At 72.3% G+C, this 25,449-nt stretch carries 15 protein-coding genes; 4 read left to right on the forward strand and 11 right to left on the reverse strand.

All coding sequences use genetic code 11. The annotated features are described in order from the left end of the window. On the reverse strand, positions 1-1,080 hold a 1,080-nt coding region (locus tag AOZ53_RS02235), incomplete at its 3' end, for a DKNYY domain-containing protein (protein ID WP_197286431.1). Positions 1,081-1,379: 299 nt separating this feature from the next. Between AOZ53_RS02235 and AOZ53_RS02240 the strand changes: the two genes are divergently transcribed. From AOZ53_RS02240 to AOZ53_RS02250, 3 genes are all read left to right on the forward strand, one after another. Next, a complete protein-coding gene (locus AOZ53_RS02240) occupies positions 1,380-2,429 on the forward strand; it encodes an NAD(P)-dependent alcohol dehydrogenase (protein WP_054486708.1) in 1,050 nt (349 codons plus the stop codon). Positions 2,430-2,463: 34 nt separating this feature from the next. Continuing rightward, positions 2,464-2,943, forward strand: coding sequence for a hypothetical protein (locus tag AOZ53_RS02245; protein WP_054486709.1), 480 nt, complete (start codon positions 2,464-2,466; stop codon positions 2,941-2,943). A 129-nt stretch (positions 2,944-3,072) separates the two neighbouring features. Further along, a complete protein-coding gene (locus AOZ53_RS02250; protein ID WP_054486710.1) occupies positions 3,073-5,451 on the forward strand; it encodes a catalase in 2,379 nt (792 codons plus the stop codon). Here the strand turns inward: AOZ53_RS02250 and AOZ53_RS02255 are convergent. The 3 genes from AOZ53_RS02255 to AOZ53_RS02265 are packed head-to-tail and all read right to left on the reverse strand — an operon-like array spanning position 5,390 to position 7,730. Next, positions 5,390-6,103: a glycosyltransferase family 2 protein gene (locus tag AOZ53_RS02255; protein WP_054474090.1), complete on the reverse strand. Its 714-nt coding sequence runs from the start codon at positions 6,101-6,103 to the stop codon at positions 5,390-5,392. The two genes, AOZ53_RS02250 and AOZ53_RS02255, sit on opposite strands and share 62 nt — an antisense overlap. Next, positions 6,100-6,702, reverse strand: a complete 603-nt coding sequence (locus tag AOZ53_RS02260; RefSeq protein WP_054474085.1) for an SAM-dependent methyltransferase — start codon at positions 6,700-6,702, stop codon at positions 6,100-6,102. The genes AOZ53_RS02255 and AOZ53_RS02260 overlap by 4 nt, the downstream gene beginning before the upstream one ends. Further along, entirely contained in the window at positions 6,690-7,730 is a 1,041-nt protein-coding gene (locus AOZ53_RS02265) for an acyl-CoA dehydrogenase family protein (RefSeq protein WP_054431850.1), read from the reverse strand. The genes AOZ53_RS02260 and AOZ53_RS02265 overlap by 13 nt, the downstream gene beginning before the upstream one ends. A 171-nt stretch (positions 7,731-7,901) precedes the next feature. Here AOZ53_RS02265 and AOZ53_RS02270 point away from each other — a divergent pair, with 171 nt between their 5' ends. Next, complete coding sequence (locus AOZ53_RS02270) at positions 7,902-8,126, forward strand: hypothetical protein (RefSeq protein ID WP_054431849.1); 225 nt, start codon at positions 7,902-7,904, stop codon at positions 8,124-8,126. A gap of 27 nt (positions 8,127-8,153) precedes the next feature. Here the strand turns inward: AOZ53_RS02270 and treY are convergent, their stop codons facing one another. The 7 genes from treY to AOZ53_RS02305 form a co-directional block, all read right to left on the reverse strand. Beyond that, positions 8,154-10,883 carry a malto-oligosyltrehalose synthase gene (treY, locus tag AOZ53_RS02275; protein WP_054486711.1) on the reverse strand — a complete coding sequence of 910 codons (2,730 nt, stop codon included), beginning with the start codon at positions 10,881-10,883 and terminating at the stop codon, positions 8,154-8,156. Beyond that, positions 10,880-12,997 (reverse strand): 4-alpha-glucanotransferase, encoded by a 2,118-nt coding sequence (gene malQ, locus AOZ53_RS02280; RefSeq protein ID WP_054431847.1) that lies wholly within the window; start codon positions 12,995-12,997, stop codon positions 10,880-10,882. Before malQ ends, treY begins: the two co-directional genes overlap by 4 nt. Continuing rightward, positions 12,994-14,790 (reverse strand): malto-oligosyltrehalose trehalohydrolase, encoded by a 1,797-nt coding sequence (treZ, locus tag AOZ53_RS02285; RefSeq protein WP_054486712.1) that lies wholly within the window; start codon positions 14,788-14,790, stop codon positions 12,994-12,996. Before treZ ends, malQ begins: the two co-directional genes overlap by 4 nt. Beyond that, a complete protein-coding gene (gene glgX / locus AOZ53_RS02290; protein ID WP_054431845.1) occupies positions 14,787-16,898 on the reverse strand; it encodes a glycogen debranching protein GlgX in 2,112 nt (703 codons plus the stop codon). The genes treZ and glgX overlap by 4 nt, the downstream gene beginning before the upstream one ends. Before the next feature lie 2 nt (positions 16,899-16,900). Beyond that, complete coding sequence (gene glgB / locus AOZ53_RS02295; protein WP_082385473.1) at positions 16,901-19,126, reverse strand: 1,4-alpha-glucan branching protein GlgB; 2,226 nt, start codon at positions 19,124-19,126, stop codon at positions 16,901-16,903. Continuing rightward, on the reverse strand, positions 19,123-22,461 hold the full coding sequence (gene treS, locus AOZ53_RS02300) for a maltose alpha-D-glucosyltransferase (RefSeq protein ID WP_054431844.1): 3,339 nt from the start codon (positions 22,459-22,461) through the stop codon (positions 19,123-19,125). The genes glgB and treS overlap by 4 nt, the downstream gene beginning before the upstream one ends. A 21-nt stretch (positions 22,462-22,482) precedes the next feature. Beyond that, a partial coding sequence (locus tag AOZ53_RS02305) for an alpha-1,4-glucan--maltose-1-phosphate maltosyltransferase (protein ID WP_054486713.1) occupies positions 22,483-25,449 on the reverse strand: 2,967 nt, incomplete at its 5' end.

Genomic DNA, 25,449 nt, shown 5'->3' on the forward strand with positions numbered 1-25,449 from the left:
TTCGAAGAACGGCCGCCAGGCCTCGATGCTCGCGGCCGGATCGCACGGCGCGGCGCGCAGGTAGGGGCGGTGGCGGTCGGTGGCGCAGGGGCCGCCGCCGCGCGGGCGCAGCGGCGGATCGCCGGGGCCATGCACCGTGAAGGTGGCGGCGTCCGCGCCGTCGATGCGCTTTTTTTCGTCCAGGTACCAGACCTCGGTGCCGTCGGTGGCGTAGTCGTGGCCCAGTTCGCGGAAGGTCGCGGGGCGGGCGCCCTTGAGGCGGGCGCCGTAGAAATAGACGAACTCGCGGTCGCGCGCCAGGATGCTGCCGTCGCGCCGGAAGTCGCAGGAGTTGTCGCGGTAGTTGAGGTTCACCTGCGGCACGATCTCGAAGGCCTCGGGGCTTTTCGTGCGGATCGTCTTGCCGGTGATGTAGTAGGCCCGCTCGCGGTCGCGCGCATAGCGCAGGTTCAGGGCCTCGAAGGTGGCGATATCGGCGTCCTCGACCTCGTACCAATACGTCCTGCGTTGCGCCCCGTATTCGCCCTCGCCGTAGACGCGATGCCGGTCGTGCAGCCAGCGGCCGCCGAAGGCCTGGAAGCTCTCGGCATCGACATCGAGCGGGTTGCCCTGCTTGTCCGCCAGCCGCTCGCCATTGAAATAGACATGCGCGCCGTCGTGGGTATAGCAACAGAGCGTGGCTTCTGGATGGGCCGCGATGACGGTCAGCGGCCAGCCGCAGTCCTTGAACGGTCCGATGTGCGGGTTGCGTCGCACGGCCTCGCGGATGTGCCAGGTGGCGCGCAACTGGGGGGCGGCATCGTCGGGCGCGCGCCAGCGCGGCGGCAGCACCAGCCGGTAGATGGCGGCATCGTCCAGGCCGTCGAAATAGGCGCGCCGGTCATCCTCGCCCAGGGAATACGGAAACCACCGATAGGCCTTGCGCAGGCGCTCCCACTCGGCGGCCTCCAGGCCGATGCGCGCCAGCACTTCCCGGGGCGAGCGCCCGGTGGCGAGAAACAGGTTGGCCGCCTCGAAGGTGTCGTAGGGAATCACGGGGATCGATCGGGCGCCCGCCTGATAGTCGGATCGTTCAGCCAACGGGTGAAGCTCCTGGGAAGATCGGCATCGGGTCAGCCTCGGTCGGGATTCCTTGGGGGGGCGCTGCGGGCGGGAGTCAGGATAGCAAATGACGGCGGCGGCATCGCAACACGATTTACAACAAATGTTTCGATATGGATCGGAACGCGCGCCACCGGCGCGGTATCGTATGCCCCAGGCCATGGCGCGACCGTGGCGGCCCCGGCAGGATTGGGCAAGAATCTCGGCGAAATGCACTACCGGCGCCGGGCACGATTCCGGAGAATGTTCTTTTTGGACAAGCACCAGGGAGTCTTCAAATGCTTGTGAAAGCCTATGGCGCCTACGCCGCCGACAAACCGCTCGAATCGCTCGAGATCACCCGCCGCGCCACTGGCGCCGACGATGTCCAGATCGACATCGCCTACTGCGGCATCTGCCACTCCGACCTGCACCAGGTGCGGGCCGAATGGGAAGGCACCCAGTATCCCTGTGTGCCGGGCCACGAGATCGTCGGCCGCGTTGCCGCCGTCGGCGCCCACGTGCAGGGCTTCAAGCCGGGCGACCTGGTCGGCGTCGGCTGCATCGTCGACAGCTGCCAGCACTGCGCCGAGTGCGCGGACGGCTTCGAGAACTACTGCGATGGCATGGTCGGCACCTACAACGCGCCGACCGCGGACGAGCCGGGCTGGACGCTGGGCGGCTACACCCAGAAGATCGTGGTGCACGAGCGTTACGTGCTGCGCGTCAGCCATCCCGCCGAGCAGCTGGCCGCGGTGGCGCCGCTGCTGTGCGCCGGCATCACCACCTATTCGCCGCTGCGCCACTGGAACGCCGGGCCGGGCAAGAAGGTGGGCGTGGTGGGCATCGGCGGGCTCGGCCACATGGGCATCAAGCTGGCGCATGCGATGGGCGCGCACGTGGTGGCCTTCACCACCTCGGAGTCCAAGCGCGCGGCGGCGCGCGAGCTGGGCGCCGACGACGTGGTGGTGTCGCGCAATCCGGACGAGATGGCCGCGCACCTGCAGAGCTTCGACTTCATTCTCGACACCGTGGCGGCGCCGCATGACCTGGACGCCTTCCTGGTGCTGCTCAAGCGCGATGGCGCCATGACCCTGGTGGGCGCGCCGGCCACGCCGCATCCCTCGCCGAACGTGTTCAACTTCATCATGAAGCGCCGCTCGCTGGCCGGGTCGATGATCGGCGGCATCCCCGAGACGCAGGAGATGCTGGACTTCTGCGCACAGCACGGCATCGTCGCCGACATCGAGATGGTGCGCGCCGACGGGATCAACGCCGCCTACGAGCGCATGCTCAAGGGCGACGTCAAGTATCGCTTCGTGATCGACAACGCCACGCTGGCGGACTGATGCGGATACCGGCGCCGGGCAGGAGGATGACGACATGATCCACGGACGTTGCCGGGCATGGCTGCAATGGCTGGCCGGCACGGTCGCCGTCATCGGGCTGTCCGGCGCCGCGCAGGCGGCGCCCGGCGACAACCGCGACCTGATGGAAGCGATCGCGCGCGAGATCGTCGCGTGCGGCGAACTCGACGGCATCGCGTGGCAGGAGGTCTCGGCGGTGTTCGCCGTGGACGAGGACGGCGACGTCAACCAGAGCTACGGCTATGCCTATGCCGCCGACGGCACGCCGCACGCGGTCGCCTTTCTCTACGACCCGGTCGAACAGGCGGTCAGGCGCTACCGCGAATGGCTGCGCCCGCGGCACGACAAGGGCTTCATCAAGATGCTGTTCCAGTTCAACCGGGTCACGCGCAAGGTCAACGCCGAATTCGAATACGACGACGCGGCGCGCTGGCAGGTGACGCCGGCGAACGTCGATCGCGTAACGGCGGCGTTGCGGCCGAAGCTGGGGCCCTGACGGCATCGGGAGCGGCCCGGCGGCCAGCCGCGGCGATCCCCACTGGCATGGGTATGGCGCTTGCTGCAAGGCGCGGATCGAGCCGCATCGGCTTGCGCCGGGCGAGCCGGCGCGCACCAGGAGATATCCATGCCCAGCAAGAAACCCAGCAAGGCGAAGGCGCCGGCTCCCGTCGACACCGCGTTCCACAACACGGACAGCGGGCCCGCCGCCCCGCCAGCGGCCGGCGCCGGCGCGCCGGCAATGCAGCGCGCTGCCGCGGTGGCCGCCACCGCGCAGGCGCTGCCGCGCAACCCCCATAAAGAGAGTGAATACGGCGAGGCGGGCGCGCGTTGTCCCTACCAGGGGGCGCAGGCCGCCGCGCCGGACGCCTCGGTGGGGGCCAGTTCCCTGTCCGAGCGCCAGCACACCCCCAAGACGGGCGAGCCCGCCGAGCCGGGGGTGAACGCGGTGGGCGGCGAACTGGCGCGGGTGCGCGCCGACGCGCAGGGGCAGGCGCTCACCACCAACCAGGGCGTGCCGGTGAGCGACAACCAGCACTCGCTCAAAGCCGGCCTGCGCGGCCCCGCCTTGCTCAAGGATTTCATTCTGCGTGAAAAAATTACGCACTTCGACCATGAACGCATCCCGGAACGCATCGTCCACGCGCGCGGCTCGGCGGCCCATGGCTACTTCGAATGCTACGAGTCGCTGGCGCCGCTGACGCGCGCCTCGCTGTTCGCGAAAAAGGGCAAGCGCACGCCGGTATTCGTGCGCTTCTCGACGGTGGCGGGCGAGCGCGGGTCCAAGGACACGGCGCGCGACGTGCGCGGCTTCGCGGTCAAGTTCTACACGGATGAGGGCAACTGGGACCTGGTGGGCAACAACATGCCCGTGTTCTTCATCCAGGACGCCATGAAGTTCCCGGACCTGGTGCATGCGGTCAAGCCCGAGCCGCATCACGGCATGCCGCAGGCGGCCTCGGCGCACGATACCTTCTGGGACTTCGTGTCGTTGATGCCGGAATCGACTCACATGCTGATGTGGCTGATGTCGGACCGCGCCATTCCGCGCAGCTACCGCATGATGCAAGGCTTTGGCGTGCACACCTTTCGTTTCGTCAATGAGCAGGGCGAGTCGCGGCTGGTGAAGTTCCACTGGAATCCGGTGGCGGGCACGCATTCCCAGGTGTGGGACGAAGCGGTGAAAGTGTCGGGCGCCGATCCGGACTTCCACCGCCGCGACCTGTGGGAGGCGATCGACGCCGGCAACGGCCCGCAATGGGAACTGGGCGTGCAGGTCTTCACGGAGGAAGAGGCGGAGCGTTTCAGTTTCGACGTGCTCGATGCCACCAAGATCGTGCCGGAGGAACTGGTGCCGGTGCGCCCGATCGGGCGCATGGTGCTGGATCGCAATCCGGACAATTTCTTCGCGGAAACCGAACAGGTGGCGTTCTGTACGGCGCATGTGGTGCCGGGCGTGGATTTCACCAACGATCCCTTGTTGGCCGGGCGCATCCATTCCTACGTGGACACGCAGATTTCGCGGCTGGGCGGACCCAATTTCCACGAACTGCCGATCAATGCGCCGCTGGCGCCGGTGCACAACAACCAGCGCGACGGCATGCACCGGCAGGCGGTGCATCGCGGGCGCGTGGCCTATGAGCCCAATTCGCTCGGCGGCGGCTGTCCGTTCCAGGCGGGCATGGAAGGCTATGTGTCGTTTCCCGAGCCGGTCGCCGGCGACGAGCTGCGCGGCCATCCGGAACGGTTTGCGGAGCATTACAACCAGGCCACCCTGTTCTACGACAGCCAGACCGACTGGGAGCGGCGGCACCTGACGGGCGCCTTCGTCTTCGAACTGAGCAAGGTCACGGTGGCGGCCATCCGCCAGCGCATGGTGGCGTCGCTGCGCAACGTGTCCGAGGAACTGGCGCAGACGGTCGCCGACGGGCTGGGCATGGCGCTGCCGGAACCCCTGCCGCGGGCGCTGCGCGAGGTGCCGCGGCCAGAGGTGGCGCAATCGCCGTCGCTGTCATTGAGCGCGCGGCCGGGGCAGGTAGGCGTGGCCACGCGCAAGGTCGCCATCCTGGTGGCCGAAGGCGTGGACGGCGCAGCCGTCTCCAAGGTGGCGCAGGCCCTGATCAAGGCTGGCGTGGTGGTGCGCCTGGTGGGGCAGCGCATCGGTCCGGTGGCCACGGCCGACGGCGGCGCGCTGGATGCGGACGCATCGCTGGACAACCAGCCTTCCGCCGTGTTCGATGGCGCCGTGGTGCCCGGCGGGGCCACGGCGCTCGAGCGTTGGCGCCAGGATGGACGCGCGCTGGAATTCGTGCGCGACACCTACCGCCATGGCAAGACCCTGCTGGCGCTGGGCGAAGGCGCGGGCCTGCTGCAGGCCGCGGGCATCGACCCGGCGGCCGACGACGAGGGACTGGTGGCGGGCGATGCGCCGGCCGCGGCCGCGTTCATCCAGTCGTTGGCGCGGCACCGCCATCCGGCGCGGGAGACCACGCCGACTCGCGTCTGACCGACACGCGCAGCGCCGTGGCGAAGCCGCCTTCGACCCGGGAATACGGCCGGGCGCTGGTGGTGACGCGCGGTAGCGCCGACCAGGCGATCGTGCAGCCGGCCCGCGCCATCCGGTCCACCAGGGCCTGATCTTCGCTACAGGGCAACGGCGCGAAGCCGCCCACGCGGCGGTAGGCCTGGGCGGCGACGCCGAGGTTGGCGCCGTGCACGTGGCGGTGCCCATCCCGGTCCTGGTAGCGCGAGGCAAAGCGGCGCTGGGCGGCATGGGCGCGCGGCCCATGGGCGGCCCAGCCCGACACCCCGACCGTGCCGCACACCACTTCCGCATCCAGGGACAACTGGTCCACCAGCCAGCGTGGCGATACCACGGTGTCCGCGTCGGTATGCGAGAGCCAGCGCGCGCCGCCGTCCAGCAGCAGCTGGGAACCGGCCGCGCGGGCGGCGCCGACGTTGCGCGCGCTGATGGCCAGGCACTGCACCGGCCAGGCGGCGGCGAGCCGGGCGGTGGCGTCGCGGCAATGGTCCAGCACGACCACGATCCGCACCGGCTCGGCCCGCAGCAGCGGGTGCCGCGCGGCCTCGGTGACCGCGCGCAGGCAGGCCGCGATATAGCGCTCTTCGTCATGCGCGGGAATGCAGATGCCGATCATTGGGGGTGTCCTTGGGCTGGATGCAGGGTCCAGGCATCGAGCCGGAAGGCGGGTTCCTGGTGGCTGAACAGCGGGCGGGCGCCGGGCAGCGCGGCGAAGGCGCCGTGCAGCGCGTCCGTCTGCTGGCGCCGGTCGTCGAATTGCCCGCGCCAGTGGCAGGCGATGAGCTCGGCGCCGGGCCGCAGGCTGGCGCTGGTGCGCGCCAGAAAGCGCGTCAAGGCGTCGTCGTCCAGGTAGTAGGCCATTTCCGATACGACCATCAGGTCGAATCCGCCCGGCGGAATCGCGGGCCAGGCGTCGGGCAGCCGCAAGGCCAGCGTCTCGACGCCCGCCATATGGCCGGCCTGCATGAGTTGGCGGCAGCGGTCGATGGCGGTGGCGGCCAGGTCCACGGCGGTGACGCGGTGGCAACGGCTGGCCAGCGCCAGCGTCATGGCGCCACTGCCGCAGCCGGCCTCCAGCGCGTGGTCATAGTGGGCCCGCCCCAGGCTGGCCAGCAGCAGGGCGCGCTTGCGGCGTTCGTACCAGGCGCCGCGCACGTTCCACGGATCGTCGCAGGCGCGATACAAGGCTTCGAAATGGCGGGCTACAGCGTCCATGTGGATTGCCCGGCTTGGGCCACCGCCGCGCCGTGCGCGGCCTGGTCGCGTTCGGCGTGGCTTTGGCGGATGTAGAGCGGCAGGTCGGCCATCGCCTGGGCGACGGCCGGATCCTTGCACAGGGGGCCGGCGCCGAGCGCGCGGCCGGCGCGCGCCAGGAGGTCGTCGGCCGCCGCCTCGACCGCCAGGCGGGCACGCGCCGTGGCCAGCGCGCAGCTGTCCAGCGGGTCCGCGTCGATGGCCGCGGCCGCCGAGCGCAGCGCCCAGCGCGCCTGGCACAGCGCCACGTCGGCCGCGCCCAGGTGCGCCAGGCGGAACGGGTCGAGCGGCGGACGCGCCGCGCTGGCCTGCAGGCGCTGGAAAATCCGGGTCAGGCCGCCGTACCAGCAGGCGGCCACGCCCGCGCCGCCATGCAGGAAGCCGGGGCGGTTCACATACTGCCCGGGTGCGCCGAGCGGCATGCCCACAGCGTGCTGGAACGACACCGCGACCGTCGCGCTGTCGCGCATGGCCGGCGCGAACCAGGGATCCGGCAGCAGGCGCACGCCCGGTTGCGCCAGCGCGACCGAGGCCAGCCATGGCGCGCCCGCCGGGGTCCAGCCGCTGACGACGGCGTGGCTCGATCCGGCGGCGCCCGAGCACCAGGCCTTGACGCCCGTCAGGTCGAGCCGGCCGTCGCCCTGGGGCGTCAGCGTGACCCGGTGCTGCGGCGGTTCGGCGCACCAGACGCCCCAGACACTGTCCGGCGGCGGCGCCGGCGCCCCGAGTTCGGCCAGAATCGCCAGGGCGTCGGCGTGTCCCTCGAAGCGTTTGGCCAGGGACAGGTCGACGGCGGCCACGGCGGCCAGCGCCCGCCACCGCGTCAGCGTGTCGCCGCCGCCGGGCAGGGGCAGGCGGTCGCAGCCGGCCGCCACCAGGGCGCGCATCAGGGCCTCGGACGCGCCGATGGGCGAGGTGGCGCGGGCCAGCACGGCGTGCAGGCCATCGAGACGGAAGCAAGGGGGGCGCGAAAGCGTAGTCGAGGACATTGGAATGGCCGAGGGTCGGGCCGGCAGTTCAGCAAACCGCATGCCTGGCGCCGGCGGGGGGGGCGCCCGGCGCCAGACGCGCCCGCGCCCGGGCACGCCACTTGCTCAGGCTCGGACGCAGCCCGCTTGAAACGTTGTCCGCCAGAGCCCCTTTTTCCTGGAGAAGCCGCCATGTCCGTCACCCTCATTCCCGTTTCGCCCGCCGACGCCGTCGTGACCGAGGCCGCCGTCAGCGACGCCGAGCGCTGCGCGCGCCGCACCCTGGCCGCGGCGCAGCGGCTGCTGCATCCGGATCAGGACCCGGCCCCGCGCTCGACGGTCGAGATCGAATTGGCCCGCTATGTGCGGGAAACCTATCGGCCGCGCCTGTCCACCTGGACGCAGCCGCTGCGTTGAGCCGCGGTCTCGGCCTGGTCGCGTCCGCTAGCGCGAGGCCAGGCCGAGCGCGACGGGCAGCGCGCGCAGGGCCGTGGCGACCGCAAGCTCGCCCGCCGGGCCGCAGCGCCATGATTGGCCGGACAGCGGATCCTCGAACAGCAGGTTCGCGGCGTCCGGCAGTTGCAGCTGCGTGTCTTCCCAAAAGGCCGCGCCGGCCGGCGCGTCGCCCCGGGCCTGGCCGGACAGCGCCGTGGCGCACAGGCGAGGCACCATCACCAGCAGCGTCATGCCGGCATGCCGGCGCAGGCAGGCCATGACATTGCCGGCCCGCGCGCCGTGCGCGGCGACCGGTTCGCAGCTGCCCTCGCGCAGCAGCGCGGGAAAGCGCGCGCGCAGCGCCAGCGTGCGCTGGATGAGCGCCTGTTTGACCGCGCCGCTGCGCCAGGCGGCCGCGCCGGTGTCCATGGGCCCTTCGGGCCGCGCCGCCGCCAGCAGGGCGTGGCGCGCCGCGTAGTCGACCGGCCGCCGATTGTCCGGATCCACCAGGCTGAAATCCCACAGATCGGTGCCCTGGTACAGGTCGGGCACGCCCGGCAGCGTGTTGCGCAGCAGCGTCTGCGCCAGGCTGTTCACCAGGCCGGCGGGGGCGATGCGCAGCGCGTAGCGGGCGATATCCCGCAGCAGCGCGCGGCCAGCGGCATGCGCCGAAAAATGGTCGATGACGGCTTGCGAGGCCTGCTCGTAATGCGCGTCAGGGTGGGTCCAGCGCGTGTGCAGCTTGGCTTCCCGCTGGGCCTTTTGCTGCCATCGGGCCAGCCGCTCCAGCCAGGCGGCCACGGCGGCGGGACGCTCGTCGATGTCTTCAGCCCGCAGGTCCAGCGGCCAGGCGCCCACCAGGCTTTGCAGCAGCAGGTAGCGGTCGGTCGCCGCCGGCATGCCGCGATCGGTCGGCATCCGGTCGATCCAGCCGCGCGCGACCCGGCGCCAGTCCTGCGGTATCTCGGTCAGCACGGCCAGGCGGCAGCGGCTGTCTTCGCCGCGCTTGTGGTCGTGGGTCGCGGTGGCCAGCATGGCGTCGGGATGACGGCGGGCGCGGGCGGCGCAGGCCGCGAGGAAGGCGTCCGGCGCCAGCGCGAAGCGTCCGGGGCTGGAGCCGACTTCGTTGCGTGAGAGCAGCGGGCCGTAGCGGTAGAACAGGGTGTCTTCGAGCGCCTTGGCCGCCAGTGGCGGCGTCAGCTGCTGAAAGTGGCGCAAGGCCCGGCCGCGCGCGCTGCGCAGCGCGTTGGCGCTTTCCTCGGTCGGCGGCGCGCCGGGCGTACCGTCCAGCCAGTGGTCCAGCTGGTCCAGCAAGCGGGCGTCGGCGCTGTCCGGCGGGGCGTCCAGGGCGGCGCGGGCCTGCGCCAGCGCCGCCTGCCAGCAGGCCTGGTCGGCCGGGCCGCGGCCGCCGTCCTCGGCATAGCTGCGGTAGACCGGAAAGGCGGCCAGCAAGGCCGTCAGCACGCGGTCGATCGCCGGACCGGTCCAGTCCCGCGTGCGCAGGTCGAGGCGGGCGATCCGGGTCAGCGCCCGCACCAGCGTCAGCCGTTCGGCGGCGAAGTGGCGCGCCAGCATCAGTTGGCGCGCCAGCGTCAGTTGCGCCGCCGGCGCCTGCGCCTGCCCGTCCAACTGCCGCCAGAATTCGACCAGCGCGTCCTGCGCGGCGGGCGCGTGCCACAGCGCGCCCACCTGGTCCATGAAGTCGTAGCCGGTGGTGCCGTCGGCCGCCCAGCGCGGATCGAGCGCTTCCCGCTCGGCCAGGATCTTTTCCACGATCAGGTAGGGGGCGGGCGCCAGGCCGGCGCTGGCGCGCTCCGCGCCGGCTCGCGCCAGCGCTCCGCGCAGGCGCCGCAGATAGGCGCCGGGCGCGGCCACGCCGTCGATGTGGTCGATGCGCAGCCCGTCCAGCAGGCCTTCGCGGTACAGCCGCAGCGGCAGCGCGTGGACCGCGTCGAACACGACATCGTCCTCGACCCGCACGCCGACCAGCTCGCTGATTTCGAAGAAGCGGCGCCAGTTGATCTGGTCGGGCGCGGTGCGCCACCAGGCCAGGCGGTAGTGCTGGCGCTCCAGCAGCGCATGCAGGCGCTGCCGGCCGCGCGGGTGGGCCGCGTCGTGGTCGGCGCAGGCCTGCGCCGGGTCCTGCGCCGTCAGCGAGGCCGGGTCCTGCGCCGTCAGCGAGGCCGGGTCCACGGGATAGCGCTGGCCGCCGGCGGCGATGACGTAGCCGGCGCGCGGGTCGTGCGCCAGGGCGATGCCGCCGGCCTCCAGGCAGACGCCGTAGGGATCGGCCAGCACCGGCAGCAGCACCTTGCCGCGCAGGGCCGGATCGGGCGCGCGCCAGTCGATGTCGAAGCAGCGCGAATGCGGGCTGCGCTCGCCGCGCCGCAGCACGTCGGCCCACCAGCCGTTGGCGACGTCGGCGGCCATGTGGTTGGGCACGATGTCGGCGATCAGCCCCATGCCACGGACGCGGCAGTCGGCCGCCAGGCGCCGCAATGCGGCCTCGCCGCCGAGTTCGGCGTTGACCTGGCCGTGGTCGGTGACGTCGTAGCCGTGAGTGGAGCCGGCGCGCGCCTGCGTGATCGGCGACAGATACAGGTGGCTGATGCCGAGGGCGGCGAGATAGGGCAGTTGCGCGCGCGCGGCCTCCAGCGGGAAGTCCGCATGCAATTGCAGGCGCGCGGTGGCGCGCGGCCGGGTCGGGGCCGGCGCGGGGGCGTGGTCGGTGGCGGTCATGCTTTGCGTCCTCGCAGCGACCGCAGCGGGGCCAGCCGCTCGCGCACCGCCGGATCATGCAGGCACCCGGCCGCCGCCAGCGGCTGGCGTTGGCGCCAGTTCGGATAGCCGGCGCCGGCGCCCGGCAGATTGGGTTGGTCGAGGGTGCCGGTGGCGTCCTCCAGCGGCACCAGGGCCAGCGGGCAGGGGGCGGCCGCGACGAAGGCGAGCAGGGCGGCGACGGGTGTCTGCGCCGGCGCCGGGTCGGGCGGCAGGTGGGCGTGGTCGCGCACCGCGCGCCACAGGCTGTCGCGGTCGGCGTCGCGCTGCGCGCGCAGGTCGGTCTCGCGTTCCTGCGGACCGAGCAGCGCCAGGTTGTTGCGCCATTCGATGTCGCGGCCCTGCCACCAGCCTTCCAGGGTGGGCAGGTCGTGGGTGGTGGTCATCGCGGCGGCCTGGACCGGCCAGGCCCCGGGCGCCTTGAATGCCGCCGCGCCGCGCGCCGCGGGCGGCTCGCGCATGAACCACAGCACATCCATGCCCAGCAGGCCATGGTCGTGCAGGGCCTCGTCGAAGCCCTCCGGCACCGTGCCGAGGTTCTCGCCGATGACCAGCGCGTGATGGCGCCAGGCCTCCAGCGCCGCCAGCCGCAGCAGAGTGCGCAGCGGATAGCGCAGGTAGGCGCCGTCACCGGCCGGCGCGCCGTCGGGCACCAGCCACAGGCGCGCCAGGCCCAGGATGTGGTCGATGCGCAGCCCGCCCGCCTGGGCGAGGCTGGCGCGCAGCAGCGCGATGAACGCGGCGTAGCCGGTTTCGCGCAGCGCTTGCGGCGACAGCGCGGTCAGGCCCCAGGCCTGGCCCAGCGGGTTGTGGATGTCGGGCGGCGCGCCGACGCTGGCGCGCCGCATCAGCTCGGCCTGGTGACTCCAGGCATGGCTGCCGGCGGGGCTGGCGCCGATCGCCAGGTCGGCGATCAGGCCCACGCGCATGCCGGCCTGGCGCGCTGCCTGCTGCGCCTGCGCCAGGCTGGCGCCCGCCAGCCATTGGGCGAACACGTGAAAGTCGAGCGCCTCGCCGTGCGCCTGCGCGAAAGCGCGCGCCGCTTGCGAGCGCGGATCGCGCAGGCCGGCCGGCCACTCGGTCCAGCTGCCCGGCGCGGCGGGCTGCCGCGCCAGGTGCTCATGCAGCGCCTCGAACAGGGCGTGATCGCGCAGATCCTGGCCGCCGGCGTCGCGGAAGGCCTGCAGGGCCTGGCGCTGGCGCGAGTTGGCGGCATGGTCGAAATCGCGATGCAACTGGCGCAGCAGCCGCTGGCGCGCGCGCGCGGCCTGCGGCCAGTCGATCAGGTCCTGCGCCTCCAGCGTCTGCAGCGTCTGCTGTGCCTGGGAGCCGAGTTGCGCCAGCGCCGCGCGCACGGCATCGTCGCCCAGCACGGCGGCGGGGTCGGCGTACAGCGTGTTCAGGAATAGCCGGCTGGAGGGCGAGTAGGGACTGTACTGCGCCGGATCGGCGGCGAACATGGCATGCACCGGGCTGATCGCCAGCGCGTCCGCGCCCGCCGCGCCGGCGCTCGCGGCCAGATCGCGCAACGCGCCGAAATCGCCGAAACCGTGGGTGGCGTGGACCAGGTCGGGCGCGGGCCGCCGCAGGCTGTAGACCTGTGTGGCCAGGCCCCAGGCGCGCGCATCGGGCTGGCCCAGCAGCTGCGCCAGGGTGGGCGCGCGCGGCGGCGCCACCGCCAGCGTCGTGGTGCCGGCCGCCAACGCCAGCGTGTAGTAGCCGGGCGCCGCGGGCACGGGCAGTTCCGGCAGGCCGGAAGCGCCGGCGACGGCGCGGCCGGCCAACTGCGCCGATTGCGGGGCCGTGATTTCGTAGCGGCCGGCGCAGGCGGCCGGCAGCCGCAGCGTGGTCCCGGCGACGGCCACCAGCATGGCCGGCAGGCGGGCTTCGCTGTGGGCGGCGGCCAGCCGCGCGCGGCTGTCGTGGATGTCGGCCTCGCTGTCGGCCGGCAGATCCATGGCGCGCAGCAGGGCCCGCAGCGTGTCGGGGGCCACCGTGCAGGCCTGGTGGCGGGCATCGGTCCAATGCTCGGCCAGGCCGGCGGCCACGGCCAGTTCCGACAGCGTGGCGCTCATGGGGCGTACTCCAGCAAGTAGACCGCGCTGTCGCCGCACAGGCTGCCCGCGCGCAGCGAATCGAAGGCGCCGGGCAGCGATTCGAACAACAGGTCGGCGAAATCGCCGCGCGGCGCCAGGGCCGCGGGCAAGGGCTCGCGCGCGCCGCCCAGGTTGGCGTAGAGCGTCAGCACCGCGCCATCGTTCAACCGCCAGCGCGCCTGCGCGGCATGCGCGCCCAGCGCCAGGGCGCCCAGGCTTTGCGCGCCGCGCAGGCGCGGCGCCAGCAGTTGCCGGCGCAGGTGCAGCAGGGCGCGGTAATAGGCGCGCCATTGCCCGGCCGCGTCGGCGTGGCCGGCGTCCCAGGGGTGGCTGCGCAGGAAGGTCTCGGCCGCGTTCGGGTCGGGCGGGTCCGCGGCGCCGCCGGCCCCGGCAAAGGCGGCGAAGTCGGCGAATTCGCGTTGCCGCCCCGCGCGCACGGCCTGCGCCAGCGCCGGGTCGGCGTGGCTGGTGAAGTACAGGAAGGGCGCCTGGCTGCCGCTTTCCTCGCCCATGAAGATCAGCGGCACCTGCGGCGCCAGCAGTTGCAGCGCGACCGCCGCGCGCAGCCGGTCGGCCGTGGGCGCCAGGCGCGTCAGGCGTTCGCCGTGGGCGCGGTTGCCGGTCTGGTCGTGGTTCTGCAGGAACAGCACGAAGGCGCTGGGCGGCAGGTGGGCGCTGGGTTCGCCGCGGGGCCGGCCGCCGCGATGGGCGGACGGTTGACCCTGGTACAGCCAGCCCTGCTCCAGGCAATGGGCCAGCGCCTGCGCGGGTTGCCGCGCATAGTCGGCGTAATACCCATGGGATTCGCCGGTCAGCAGGTGATGCAGCACGTGGTGGAGGTCGTCGTTCCATTGGGCGTCGTAGCCGGCCTGCAGCAGCGAGGCGCGGTTGTCGTCGTTTTCCAGCACCAGGTGCACGTGGCGGCCGGGCAATTGACCGCGCACGTGCCGCGCCAGTTCCTCCAGCCATTCGTGGCCGACAATGGCATGCGCCGCATCCAGCCGCAGGCCGTCGAAACGGTATTCGCCGAGCCAGTGCAGCGCGTTTTCCTCGAAATATCGGCGCACGGCTGCCTGGCGAAAGTCGATGGCCGCGCCCCACGGCGTCTGCACGTCGTCGCGGAAGAACGGCGCGGCATAGCGCGGCAGGTAATTGCCGTCGGGCCCGAAGTGGTTGTAGACCACGTCCAGCATGACGCCCATGCCCAGGCCGTGGGCCGCGTCGATCAGGCCTTTCAGTTCGTCGGGCGAGCCATAGGCCGTGTCCGGCGCATACGGCAGCACGCCGTCATAGCCCCAGTTGCGCGGGCCGGGGAAGTCGGCCAGCGGCATCAGTTCCAGCAGCGTGACGCCCAGGTCGGCCAGCGCCGGCAGGCGCCCGCGCAGGCCGGCGTAGCCGCCCGCCAGGCCGACGTGGACTTCGTACAGCACCGTCTCTTCCCACGGCCGGCCGCGCCAGCCGGGGTGTTGCCAGGGATAGGCGTCGGCGCCGGTGACGATGCTGGCGTCGTGGACGTCGCCGTCCTGCAGGCGCGCGGCCGGGTCGGGCACCGTGAGGCCGTCGCCCAGGCGGTAGCGGTAGCGCGTGCCGGGGCCGCAATCGACATCCGCCTGCGCGTAGCCCTGCGCGTCCGGGTGCAGCGCGATCGGCGCGCGTCCCTCGATCAGCAGCGCCAGCCCGGGCGACGCCGACGGCGCCCACAGGCGAAAGCGCGTGCGGCCGTCGGGCAGCGGCAGGGCGCCGAAGGTGAAGGGTTCGGGCCAGGCGGTCATGGCGTTTGTCCGGCGATGTGGGTGGCGCTGAGCAGCACCAGGCTGTGGCCCTGGACCGCCGCCTCGTTCGCGCCGACCGGCGCCGCCGCGACCGGCGCGGAGGTGTCCAGCTCGCGGATCCAGGCCAGCGCCGGCTGCGGCAGGATGAACGTCACCGCCTCGGCGCCGGGGTTGAGCAGCAGCAGCGTCACGTCGGCGCTGCCATCGTCGCGCAGGGCCGCGCGGCGCAGCGCCATGGCCTTCTGGGCGCCGTCCTCCCAGGAGGCGGCTTCGATGGGCAGGCCGTCGGGATTGAACCAGCCGATGGCGGCCACGCCGGGACAGATTTCGCGGGCGGCGTCGCCGTAGCGCGCCGCCCGCAGGGCGGGGTGGCCGCGCCGCAGGGCCAGCGCGCGCGCCACCCCCTGGCTGAGCGCCCGGCCATCGTCGCTTTGCGCCTGGGTCCAGTCCAGCCAGGACAGCGGGTTGTCCTGGCAATAGGCGTTGTTGTTGCCGTCCTGGCTGTTGCCGAATTCGTCGCCGGCCAGCAGCATCGGCGTGCCGTCGGACAGGCACAGCGTCACCAGCAGCGCCTGCTGCACGCGCGCGCGGCGTTGCAGGATCGCGTCGTCTTCGGTGGGGCCTTCGGCGCCCCAGTTGCTGCTGTAGTTTTCCGAATGGCCGTCGTCGCCGTTCTCGCCGTTGGCTTCGTTGTGGCGGCCGTCGTAGCTGACGACATCGCGCGCGGTGAAGCCGTCGTGCGAGGTCACGAAATTGACGCTGGCCCAGGGGCGGCGGTGGCGCCGGTCGAACACGTCGCGCGAGCCGGTCAGCCGCGCCGCCATGTCGCCGCGCTGGCCTTCGTCGCCGCGCCAGTAGCGCCGCACCGTGTCGCGGTAGCGGTCGTTCCATTCCGCCAGGCCGGGCGGGTGGTTGCCCAGCTGGTAGCCGTCGGGGCCGATGTCCCACGGTTCGGAGATGAGCTTGGCATGCGCCAGTTCCGGGTCCTGCAGCAGCGCGTCGAAGAAGCCCGAACCGGGGTCGAAGCCGGTGCCTTCGCGGCCCAGGGTCACGCCCAGGTCGAAGCGGAAGCCGTCCACGCCATAGGAGCGCGTCCAATGGCGCAGCGAGTCGGTCACCATCTGCAGCACGCGCGGGTGCGACAGGTTGACTGTGTTGCCGCACCCGGTGTCGTTGATGTAGTGGCGTTCCTCGCCCGGCACCAGGCGGTAGTAGCTGGCGTTGTCCAGCCCGCGCCAGGACAGCGTCGGCCCCAGTTCGTTGCCTTCGCAGGTGTGGTTGTAGACCACGTCCAGGATCACTTCCAGGCCGCCCGCGTGCAGGCGGCGGATGGCCTGGCGCAGATCGTTGGGACCGTGCTGCAGGTAAGACGGCTCGGGCGCGAAGAACGCCAGCGTGTTGTAGCCCCAGTAGTTGCGCAGCCCGCGTTCGAGCAGGAAGCGGTCCTGCAGGAACGCATGCACCGGCAGCAGTTCCACCGCCGTGACTCCCAGGCGTTGCAGGTGCTCGATGAAGCGCGGGTCGGCCAGCGCCGCGCTGGTGCCGCGCAGCGGCTGGCGCAGGTCTTCGCGCTGCATCGAAACGCCGCGCAGGTGGACTTCGTAGATCACGCTGTCACACCAGTCGGTGGCGGGCCGTTTGCTGCCGCTCCGGTCGAACGGCAGGTCGTCCACCACCACCGCCTTGGGCATGGCGGGCGCGCTGTCGCGGCGGTCCATCGACAGGTCGGCGCGGGCGTGGTTCAGGCGATAGCCGAACAGCGCGTCGCTCCAGTTGACCGGGCCGGTCAGCTGGCGCGCGTAAGGGTCGAGCAGCAGTTTGTGCGGGTTGAAGCGATGGCCGTTGCGCGGATCGTAGGGACCATGGGCCCGCAGGCCGTAGACCAGGCCGGGCTGCGCGTCGGGCAGGTAGCCGTGCCAGATCTCGTCGGTGCATTCGGGCAGGTCGAAGCGGCGCAGTTCCTTGCGGCCGCGGGCGTCGAACAGGCAGACTTCGATGCGGGTGGCGTGGGCCGAGAACACCGCGAAGTTCACGCCCAGGCCGTCGCTGACGGCGCCCAGTGGATAGGGCTGGCCGGCGGTCATGCGGGTCAGGAGGGAGGGATCCATGGTCAGTCGCCTTGATGCGTGAAGTAGAGGGTGGAAAGCGCCGGCAACGTCAGTTCCAGCGATTGCATGTGGCCATGGGCGGCCGCGGCATGGGTGCGCGCCAGGCCCAGGTTGCCGCTGTCGGCGCCGCCATAGCCGCCGGCGTCGGTGTTGAGGACTTCGGCCCAGCGCCCGGCCAGCGGCACGCCGACGCGATAGCCCGTGCGCGTGACCGGCGTGAAGTTGCTGATCGCCAGCAGCTGCGAGACGCCGTCGGTGCGCAGGAAAGCCACCACGCTGTTGTCGGCGTCGTCCAGCACCACCCAGGCAAAGCCGGCCGGATCGGCGTCGCGCGCGTGCAGCGCGGGCTGCGCGCGGTAGAGCCGGTTCAGGTCGCCCACCAGGCGCTGCATGCCCTTGCGCGCCGGGTCGTCCAGCTGGTTCCAGTCCAGCGGCGTATCGTGATTCCATTCGGCGGCCTGGGCGATCTCGCCACCCATGAACAGCAGCTTCTTGCCGGGATGCGCCCACATGTAGCCCAGGTAGGCGCGCAGGGCGGCGAAGCGGGCGGCGGCGTCGCCCTGCATCTTGCGCAGCAGCGAGCCCTTGCCATGCACCACCTCGTCGTGCGAGAGCGGCAGGACGTAGCGTTCGGCATAGGCGTAGACCATGCTGAAGGTGAGGCCGGCGTGGTGGTATTTGCGATGCACCGGATCTTCCGCCAGGTAGCGCAGCGTGTCGTGCATCCAGCCCATGTTCCACTTGTAGTGAAAGCCCAGGCCGCCGTCCGCCACCGCGGCGGTGACGCCGGGCCAGGCGGTCGATTCCTCGGCGATCATCATGGCGTCGGGCACCTCGTCGCGCACCGTCTGGTTCAATACGCGCAGGAAATCGACCGCCTCCAGGTTCTCGCGTCCGCCATGGCGATTGGGGATCCATTCGCCGGGCTGGCGGCTGTAGTCGCGGTACAGCATCGAGGCCACCGCGTCCACGCGCAGGCCGTCGACGTGAAAGCGTTGCAGCCAGTGCAGCGCGCTGGCGACCATGAATGCCCGCACTTCGGTGCGCCCCAGGTTGTAGACCTGGGTGTGCCAGTCGGGGTGATAGCCCTCGCGCGGGTCGTCGTATTCGTACAGCGCCGTGCCGTCAAAGCGCGCCAGGCCGTGCGGGTCGTCGGGGAAGTGGGCCGGCACCCAGTCCAGGATGACGCCCACGCCGGCGGCATGGCAGCGGTCGACGAAATGCGCGAACCCCGCCGGCGTGCCCAGGCGCGCGCTGGGCGCGAACAGGCCCAGCGGCTGGTAGCCCCACGAGCCGCCGAAGGGATGCTCCATGATGGGCATCAGCTCGACGTGGGTGAATCCCATCGACGCGGCGTAGGCCGGCAGCTTGTCGGCCAACAGGCGCCAGGGGCAGCCCTGGCCGTCGGGCGCCAGCCAGGAGCCGGCATGGACCTCGTAGATGGCGATCGGCGCATTCGGCTGGTGGCGGCCGCCGCGTCCCAGCATCCAGTCGCCGTCGGTCCACGGATAGGGCGCCGGATCGTCCACCACCGACGCGGTGGCCGGCGGCAGCTCGGCGCGGCGGGCGTGCGGATCGGCCCGCAGGCGGATCGCGCCGGTCGCATCGGTGACGGCGAACTTGTAGCGCTCGCCGGCCGCGACGTCGGGGATGAACAATTCCCACACCCCGGCCTCGTGCCGCCGGCGCATGCCGTGCCGGCGCGCATCCCAGCTGTTGAAGTCGCCGACCACGGCCACGCGCCGGGCGTTGGGCGCCCAGACCGCGCAGCGCAGTCCGGCCACGCCGTCGACGCTGGCCAGTTGCGCGCCCAGCCAGTCGCGCGCGGCGCGCCAGTCGCCCGCGGCCAGGGCGGCCAGCGCCGGGGCCGGCAGCAGGGGGCCGAAGGCGTAGGGATCGGCGCAGCGTTGGCGCGCCTGCGGCCACGCGATCTCCAGTTGGTACGAATCCGGCGCGCCGGCGCGGGCGGGGCCGGCCGGGCCGGTGAAGAGGCCGTCGCCGTCGTCGCGCAGCGGGATGCGCACGCCCTCGGCGCCGACCATCTCGACCGCGCGCGCGCCGGGCAGCAGCACGCGCAAGCAGCCTTCGTGCGGCCCCAGCACGGCGAAGGGATCGCCATGGGCGCCGGCGAGCAGCGCGGTGCGCTGCGCCGGGTCGAGGGCGGGCGTGGCGGCGGCGGGGCGCGGGGCGGACGCCGCGGCGCGCGGGGTTGCGGGACGGCGGGTCATGGCGTGGCGTCCTCGGCGTCGAGCGCCGCGTTCTGCAGCAGGGTGTGCGCCAGGCCGGCCAGGGCGCAGAGCGGGATGGAGATCCAGTCGGGCCGATGGCCTGCCTCGTAAGCGATTTCGTAGGCGGCCTTTTCCAATTGCGCCAGTTGCAGCAGCGTGCGCCAGGCCGCGGACGGAGGCGGGCCGGCCTCCTCGTAGCCTTGCAGGAAGGCCTCGGTGGCGCGGGCGCGAAAACGCGCCAGCAGCGTGTCGCGCAACTGCGCCGGCGAATTGGCGGCGGCGCTGTCCACCGGCGCCGCGTTGGCGTCCAGCGGCGCGCCGCCCAGCGGGTCCAGGCGCGCCACCGCCGCCGCCGCGTAGTCGAACGAGCGCAGCATGCCCGCCACGTCGCGGGCCGGGCACGCCAGTTGGCGGCGCAATGGCAGGGGGTGGTCGGGTTCGCCCTCGAAGTCGATCAGGTAGGCGTCGGTCTGCGCCACCAGCACCTGGCCCAGGTGCAGGTCGCCATGCACGCGGATGAGAGGGGTGCCGGTCAACGCCTGCGCCATGCGCTCGACCCGCGCCGCCAGCCGGTCATGGTGTTCGGACAGCCATTGGGCGCAGGCGCGCGAAGGCTCCTCCAGCGCGTCGGCGTGCTGGCGCAGCGCCCGGGCGGCGCGGTCGAGCTGCGCCGTGACGTGCGCGGCGAGGGCGTCGGCCGCCTCCGGGGTGGCCACCGCGGGCGTGAATGCCGGATCGTCGGCCGGCTGCGACAGGGTCTGGTGCAACTGCGCCAGGCGCCGGCCGATGGTGGTGGCCATGGTGGCATAGCCCTCCAGGCTGGCCTCGAATTCCTCGGGGCTGTCACCGCCGAGCAAGGCGGTGGCCAGCGTGCGTTTCAGGTAGTCCAGCGTCCAGGTCCAGGCATCGCCTTCGTTGGCGACATAGGCATACACGACCGCCAGCGTGCACGGCACGCCCTCGGCGTCGACCCGTTGCACTTCGCCCAGCAGCGCGGGGATGTTGGCGTAGCCCGCGCGGGTCAGGTGACGGGTCATTTCCACTTCGGCCGACAGCCCGGGGTGGACGCTGCGCAGCAGTTTCAGGATGGCCTGCCCGGCCACCACCACGGAACTGTTGGACTGCTCGCCGCTGATCCATTGCAGCGCCGGCGCCTCGCCCAGGTCCAGCCCGTCCAGCCCGGGTTCGGCCAGGCAGCGGATCACGCCCGGCCGCTCGCCCGGCTTGCCGCCCTGGCGGCCGTCCCACTCGCGGCCGGCGCGCAGGGCGTCCAGCACGCCGAGCACGAAGCCGGGCTGCAGGAAGGCGTCGGCGAGGATGCCGACTTCGGGGCCGCGCCGGACCCGCGCGATCGGATACTGGATCTCGGCGCTCTCGTCCCACACCAGCGCGAACGGGATCTGCACCCGCAGGCCGGGTTCGCCGTCGGCCGGCTCGGCCTCGCCCCAGTAGTATTCCGTGCCGTCGGCGCCGAACGGCGTGGCGTACGCCAGCCGCACGCGCGGCAGCGCCGTGGCGCCGGGAAACCAGCGCTGGCGCGCCAGGTATTCGGGCAGCACTTCGGTCTCCAGCGCCTGGCGCGAGGCATCCGTCAGGACCGCGTCGGCGCGGCCGCGCAGCACCAGGGTGATCAACTCCGGCATGCGTTGCGGCGCGCTGGCGTGCCAGCCCGGCGGCGCCGCGTCGGCGCTCAGGTCCATCCAGTAAAAGCCGTAGGGCGGCAGCGTCAGCAGGTAGGGCAGCTCGCCGATGGCCGGAAACGGCGTGCCGCCCAGCATTTCCACCGGCACCCGGCCCTTGAAGGCCTGCAGCGCCAGTTCGACCGGCTGCGCGGCATTGGACAGGTTGGCCACGCACAGGATGGTGGTGTCGCGCCATTGACGCAGATAGGCCAGGATCTTGCGGTTGCCGGCCTGGATGAAGCGCAGGGCGCCGCGGCCGAAGGCGTGGCTCTGGCGGCGTTGCGCCAGCATGCGGCGGGTCCAGTTCAGCAGCGAGTGCGGGTCGCGTTGCTGGGCCTCGACGTTGACGGCCTCGTAGCCGTACAGCGGCCCCATCAGCACCGGCAGCGGCAGCCGCTCGGGGTCGGCGCGCGAGAAGCCGCCATTGCGGTCGGGCGACCACTGCATCGGCGTGCGCACGCCGTCGCGGTCGCCCAGGTGCACGTTGTCGCCCATGCCCAGTTCGTCGCCGTAGTAAAGCACCGGCGTGCCCGGCATGGACAGCAGCAGGCTGTTCATCAATTCGACGCGGCGCCGGTCGCGTTCCAGCAGCGGCGCCAGCCGGCGGCGGATGCCCAGGTTGATGCGCGCGCGCGGATCGGCCGCATAGACGCTCCACAGGTAGTCGCGTTCGCGGCTGGTGACCATCTCCAGCGTCAGTTCGTCGTGGTTGCGCAGGAAGATGGCCCACTGGCAGGTGGCGGGGATGTCCGGCGTCTGGCGGATGATGTCGGTGATGGGAAAGCGGTCTTCCTGCGCGATGGCCATGTACATGCGCGGCATCAGCGGGAAGTGGAACGACATGTGGCATTCGTCGCCGCTGCCGAAATACTCCTGCGCGTCCTCGGGCCACTGGTTGGCCTCGGCCAGCAGCAGGCGGCCCGGGTATTCGTCGTCGATGACGGCGCGGATGCGCTTGAGCACCTGATGGGTCTCGGGCAGGTTCTCGTTGTTGGTGCCCTCGCGCTCGACCAGGTAGGGCACGGCGTCCAGCCGCAGGCCGTCCACGCCCATGTCGAGCCAGTGCCGCATCACCGCCAGCACTTCCTTGAGCACTTGCGGGTTGTCGTAGTTCAGGTCGGGCTGGTGCGAGTAGAAGCGGTGCCAGAAGTAGGCATTGGCGACCGGGTCCCAGGTCCAGTTCGATTTTTCGGTGTCGCAGAAGATGACGCGGGTGCCGGCGTAGGCCTTGTCGTTGTCCGACCAGACGTAGAAGTTGCGCGCGGCCGAGCCGGGGCGCGCGGCGCGCGCCCGCTGGAACCACGGATGCTGGTCGGAGGTATGGTTCACCACCAGCTCGGTGATCACGCGCAGGCCGCGCGCATGGGCGGCGCGGATCAGCTTGCGCACGTCGGCCACGGTGCCGTAGTCGGGATGCACGCCGCGGTAGTCGGCGATGTCGTAGCCGTCGTCGCGCCGGGGCGACGGATAGAACGGCAGCAGCCAGATCGTGTCCACGCCCAGGTTGGCGATGTAGTCCAGTTTGGAGATCAGTCCTGGCAGGTCGCCGACGCCGTCGTCGTTGGAATCGAAGAACGACTTCACGTGCAGTTGGTAGATGACCGCGTCCTTGTACCAAAGGCCGTCGTCCTGGGGCTGGGTTTCACTGATCATGGTCTTGCCTTCCCGGCGGCGTCAGCCATGACGCGACAGCCGCCAGATGCGATAGGGTTGATCGGGGGACAGCGCCACCGCGCGGGCGTCGTGCCAGGTGTCGCGCCGGTCCGCCAGCAGGTCCTCCGCGACCAGGCTGTCGGGCCAGGGCGTGCCGAACAGCGCGAAGGGCGGCTCGACGCGCGCGGTCTGGGGATGGAACGGGTCCAGGCTGATGGCCGCCAGGATCACGTTGCCGTTGCCGGGCGTGGCGCGGGCGAAAGCGATGACGCGCTCGTTGCCGCTGGCCGCCAGCGTCAGGCCGTGGTGGCTCTGCAGGGCAGGGTTGGCGCGGCGCAGCTGGTTCAGGCGGGCAATCTCGGCGCGGATGTTGCCGGGCTGGCGCCAGTCGCGTTGGCGCAGTTCGTATTTCTCCGAATCCAGGTATTCCTCCTTGCCCGGCACCGGCGCGGCCTCGCACAGTTCGAAGCCGCTGTACACGCCCCACAGGCCCGAGCCGAGCGCGGCCAGCGCGGCGCGGATCAGGAAGCCGCCGCGGCCGCTGGTCTGCAGGAACGCGGGGTTGATGTCCGGCGTGTTGACGAAGAAGTGCGGCCGGAAGAAATCGGCGGCCGGCGGCTGCGAGACCTCCTGCAGATAGGCTTGCAGCTCGGCCTTGTCGTTGCGCCAGGTGAAGTAGGTGTACGACTGCGTGAAGCCCACTTTCGCCAGCCGGTACATCATCTTGGGACGGGTGAAGGCCTCGGACAGGAACAGCACGTCCGGGTGGCGCGCGTGCACCTCGGCGATCAGCCATTGCCAGAACGGCAGCGGCTTGGTGTGCGGATTGTCGACCCGGAAGGTGCGCACGCCGTGCCCGGCCCAGAACAACACGATGTCGCGCAGCGCGCGCCACAGGCCGAGTTTGCGGGCGCGGCGCGGCGGCGGGCCGTAGAACGCCACGTTGACGATGTCCTGATATTTCTTGGGCGGATTCTCGGCATAACGCAACGAGCCGTCCGGACGCCACGAGAACCAGTCCGGATGGCGGGCCAGCCAGGGATGGTCGGGCGAGCACTGGATGGCGAAGTCCAGCGCCATTTCCAGGCCGTGGTCGCGGGCGGCCCGCACCAGCCGCAGGAAATCCGCCAGGGTGCCCAGGCGCGGCTCGATGGCGTCGTGGCCGCCGTCCGGCGAGCCGATGGCGTAGGGGCTGCCGACGTCGTCGGGACCGGCCTGCAGGCTGTTGTTGCGGCCTTTGCGGTTGGCCAGGCCGATGGGGTGGACCGGCGGCAGGTAGAGCACGTCGAACCCCATCTCGCGGATGTCGGGCAGGCGCGCGATGACGTCGTCGAAAGTGCCGTGGCGGCCCGGTTCGGCCGCCTGCGAGCGCGGAAACAGTTCGTACCAGGCGGCGTGGGTGGCCTGCGGCCGGTCGACCCACAGCGGGTAGGGCGCCGACACGGATTGGAACGGCCGGCCGTCGTGGGCGCGCATGGCCTGCGCCAGCGCGGGGCTGAGCAGCATCCCGATCAGCGCGGCGTCGGGTTCGGCGTCGACTTCGGGCGCCGCGCAGGCGCGCAGGGCGCGCTTGATGAGGCCGGCGCCGGGGCCGGACGCGGCATCCTGGCCGGCGCGCTGGTCGGCTTCGCGCAGCAGTTGCAGGCCTTCCTGGCGCTCCAGCCGCAGGCTCACGCCGGCCGCGTGCTTGACTTCGAACTCATGCCGGAACGTCTCCCAGCCGTCATGCCAGGCGGTCACCTGGAACGTGTGCGGGCCGATGCGGGCGGGACGGAAGGCCGCCTCCCAGCGGTCGTTGCCGGTCAGCGTCAGGGGCACGCTGCGCCAGGCTGCTTCGTCGTCGGCGCGCCAGCGCAATTCGGCCGCCAGGCGGTCGTGGCCGTCCATCAGGATGTCGGCGCCCACGCGCACCTGCTCGTGCACGCGGCACTTGACCGGATGCGCGCCGCCATCGACGGCGGGCGAGACCTGTTCGATGGCCACGCGGGCCGCGGCGCCGCCTTCGCCGCGCAGCCCGGCCGCCACGCGCGGCGCGGCGCAGACCGGCGCGCCGGCGGCGACCTCATAGCGGACGCAGGCGGCCGCCGCCAGGACACCGTCCGACGCCGCGCCGTCGGCGGGTTCGAGGGAGCCGGCCGGCAGCAGGCGCGCGGCGACATCCCAGTCGATCCTTGCGGGAGTGCTGTCAGCGGGATTGAGCGCCAGCAGCGCGGCGCCGGCGGCCAGCTCGCGCGCCATCAGCGTGGCGGCGCCGTCACGGCCGACGACGATGGCCGGCGGGCCGGCCGCGCGCGCTGCCTGCAGCCAGGCGTTGATGCCGGCGGCGCCGGCGCCACGGTCGGCGTCACCGGCCAGCCAGCCCGCGCCGCTCAGCGCGGCGCTCCAACCGCGGCGCGCATCGGCGGCCCGTCCGCCGGTGGGCGGGGCGTCATCCGCGCCATCGCCGTCGAGCGCGCAAGCGGGGGCGATCACCGGGGCCACGGCGCGCAGGCGTTCCAGTTCCTCGGCCAGCCAGGCGGCGCGGAAGTCCCACCAGGGCAGCGACGAGAATACGCCGTCGAAGCCGGCGTCGCGCAGGCGGGCCAGCGCCGCCGGCGCCAGGCCCGGCGTCCACGCCAGGCAGCACAGCGCGCCATTGGCCTGGCGCGACGGCGCGAACAGGGCGCGCCAGGCCCGCGCGTCGAGCGCGGGCGGCGGCGGCACCACGTAGCCGGCCACGCCGGCCCGGGTCCAGCGCAGCAGGCGCGCCGCCCAGGCGGCCATGAAGCCCGCGGGCGGATCGTCGCGCAATTGCCGCACGCCATGCTCGCTCAGCGGCAGGCGGGGGTCGCGCGCCGGATCGTCGGGCGGCTCGCGGTACCAGGCGGCGGGCGCGGTGTCATCGCGCGCGTCGCGCGCCACCCGCTGCAACTCCAGCCGCAGCAGCAACGCCAGGCCATGTCGCGCGGCGCTGTCCGCCTCGCGCGCCAGCCGCGCCGACAGCGGCTC

The sequence above is a fragment of the Achromobacter sp. 2789STDY5608621 genome, assembly GCF_001299375.1.
Taxonomy (GTDB): domain Bacteria; phylum Pseudomonadota; class Gammaproteobacteria; order Burkholderiales; family Burkholderiaceae_B; genus Achromobacter; species Achromobacter insuavis.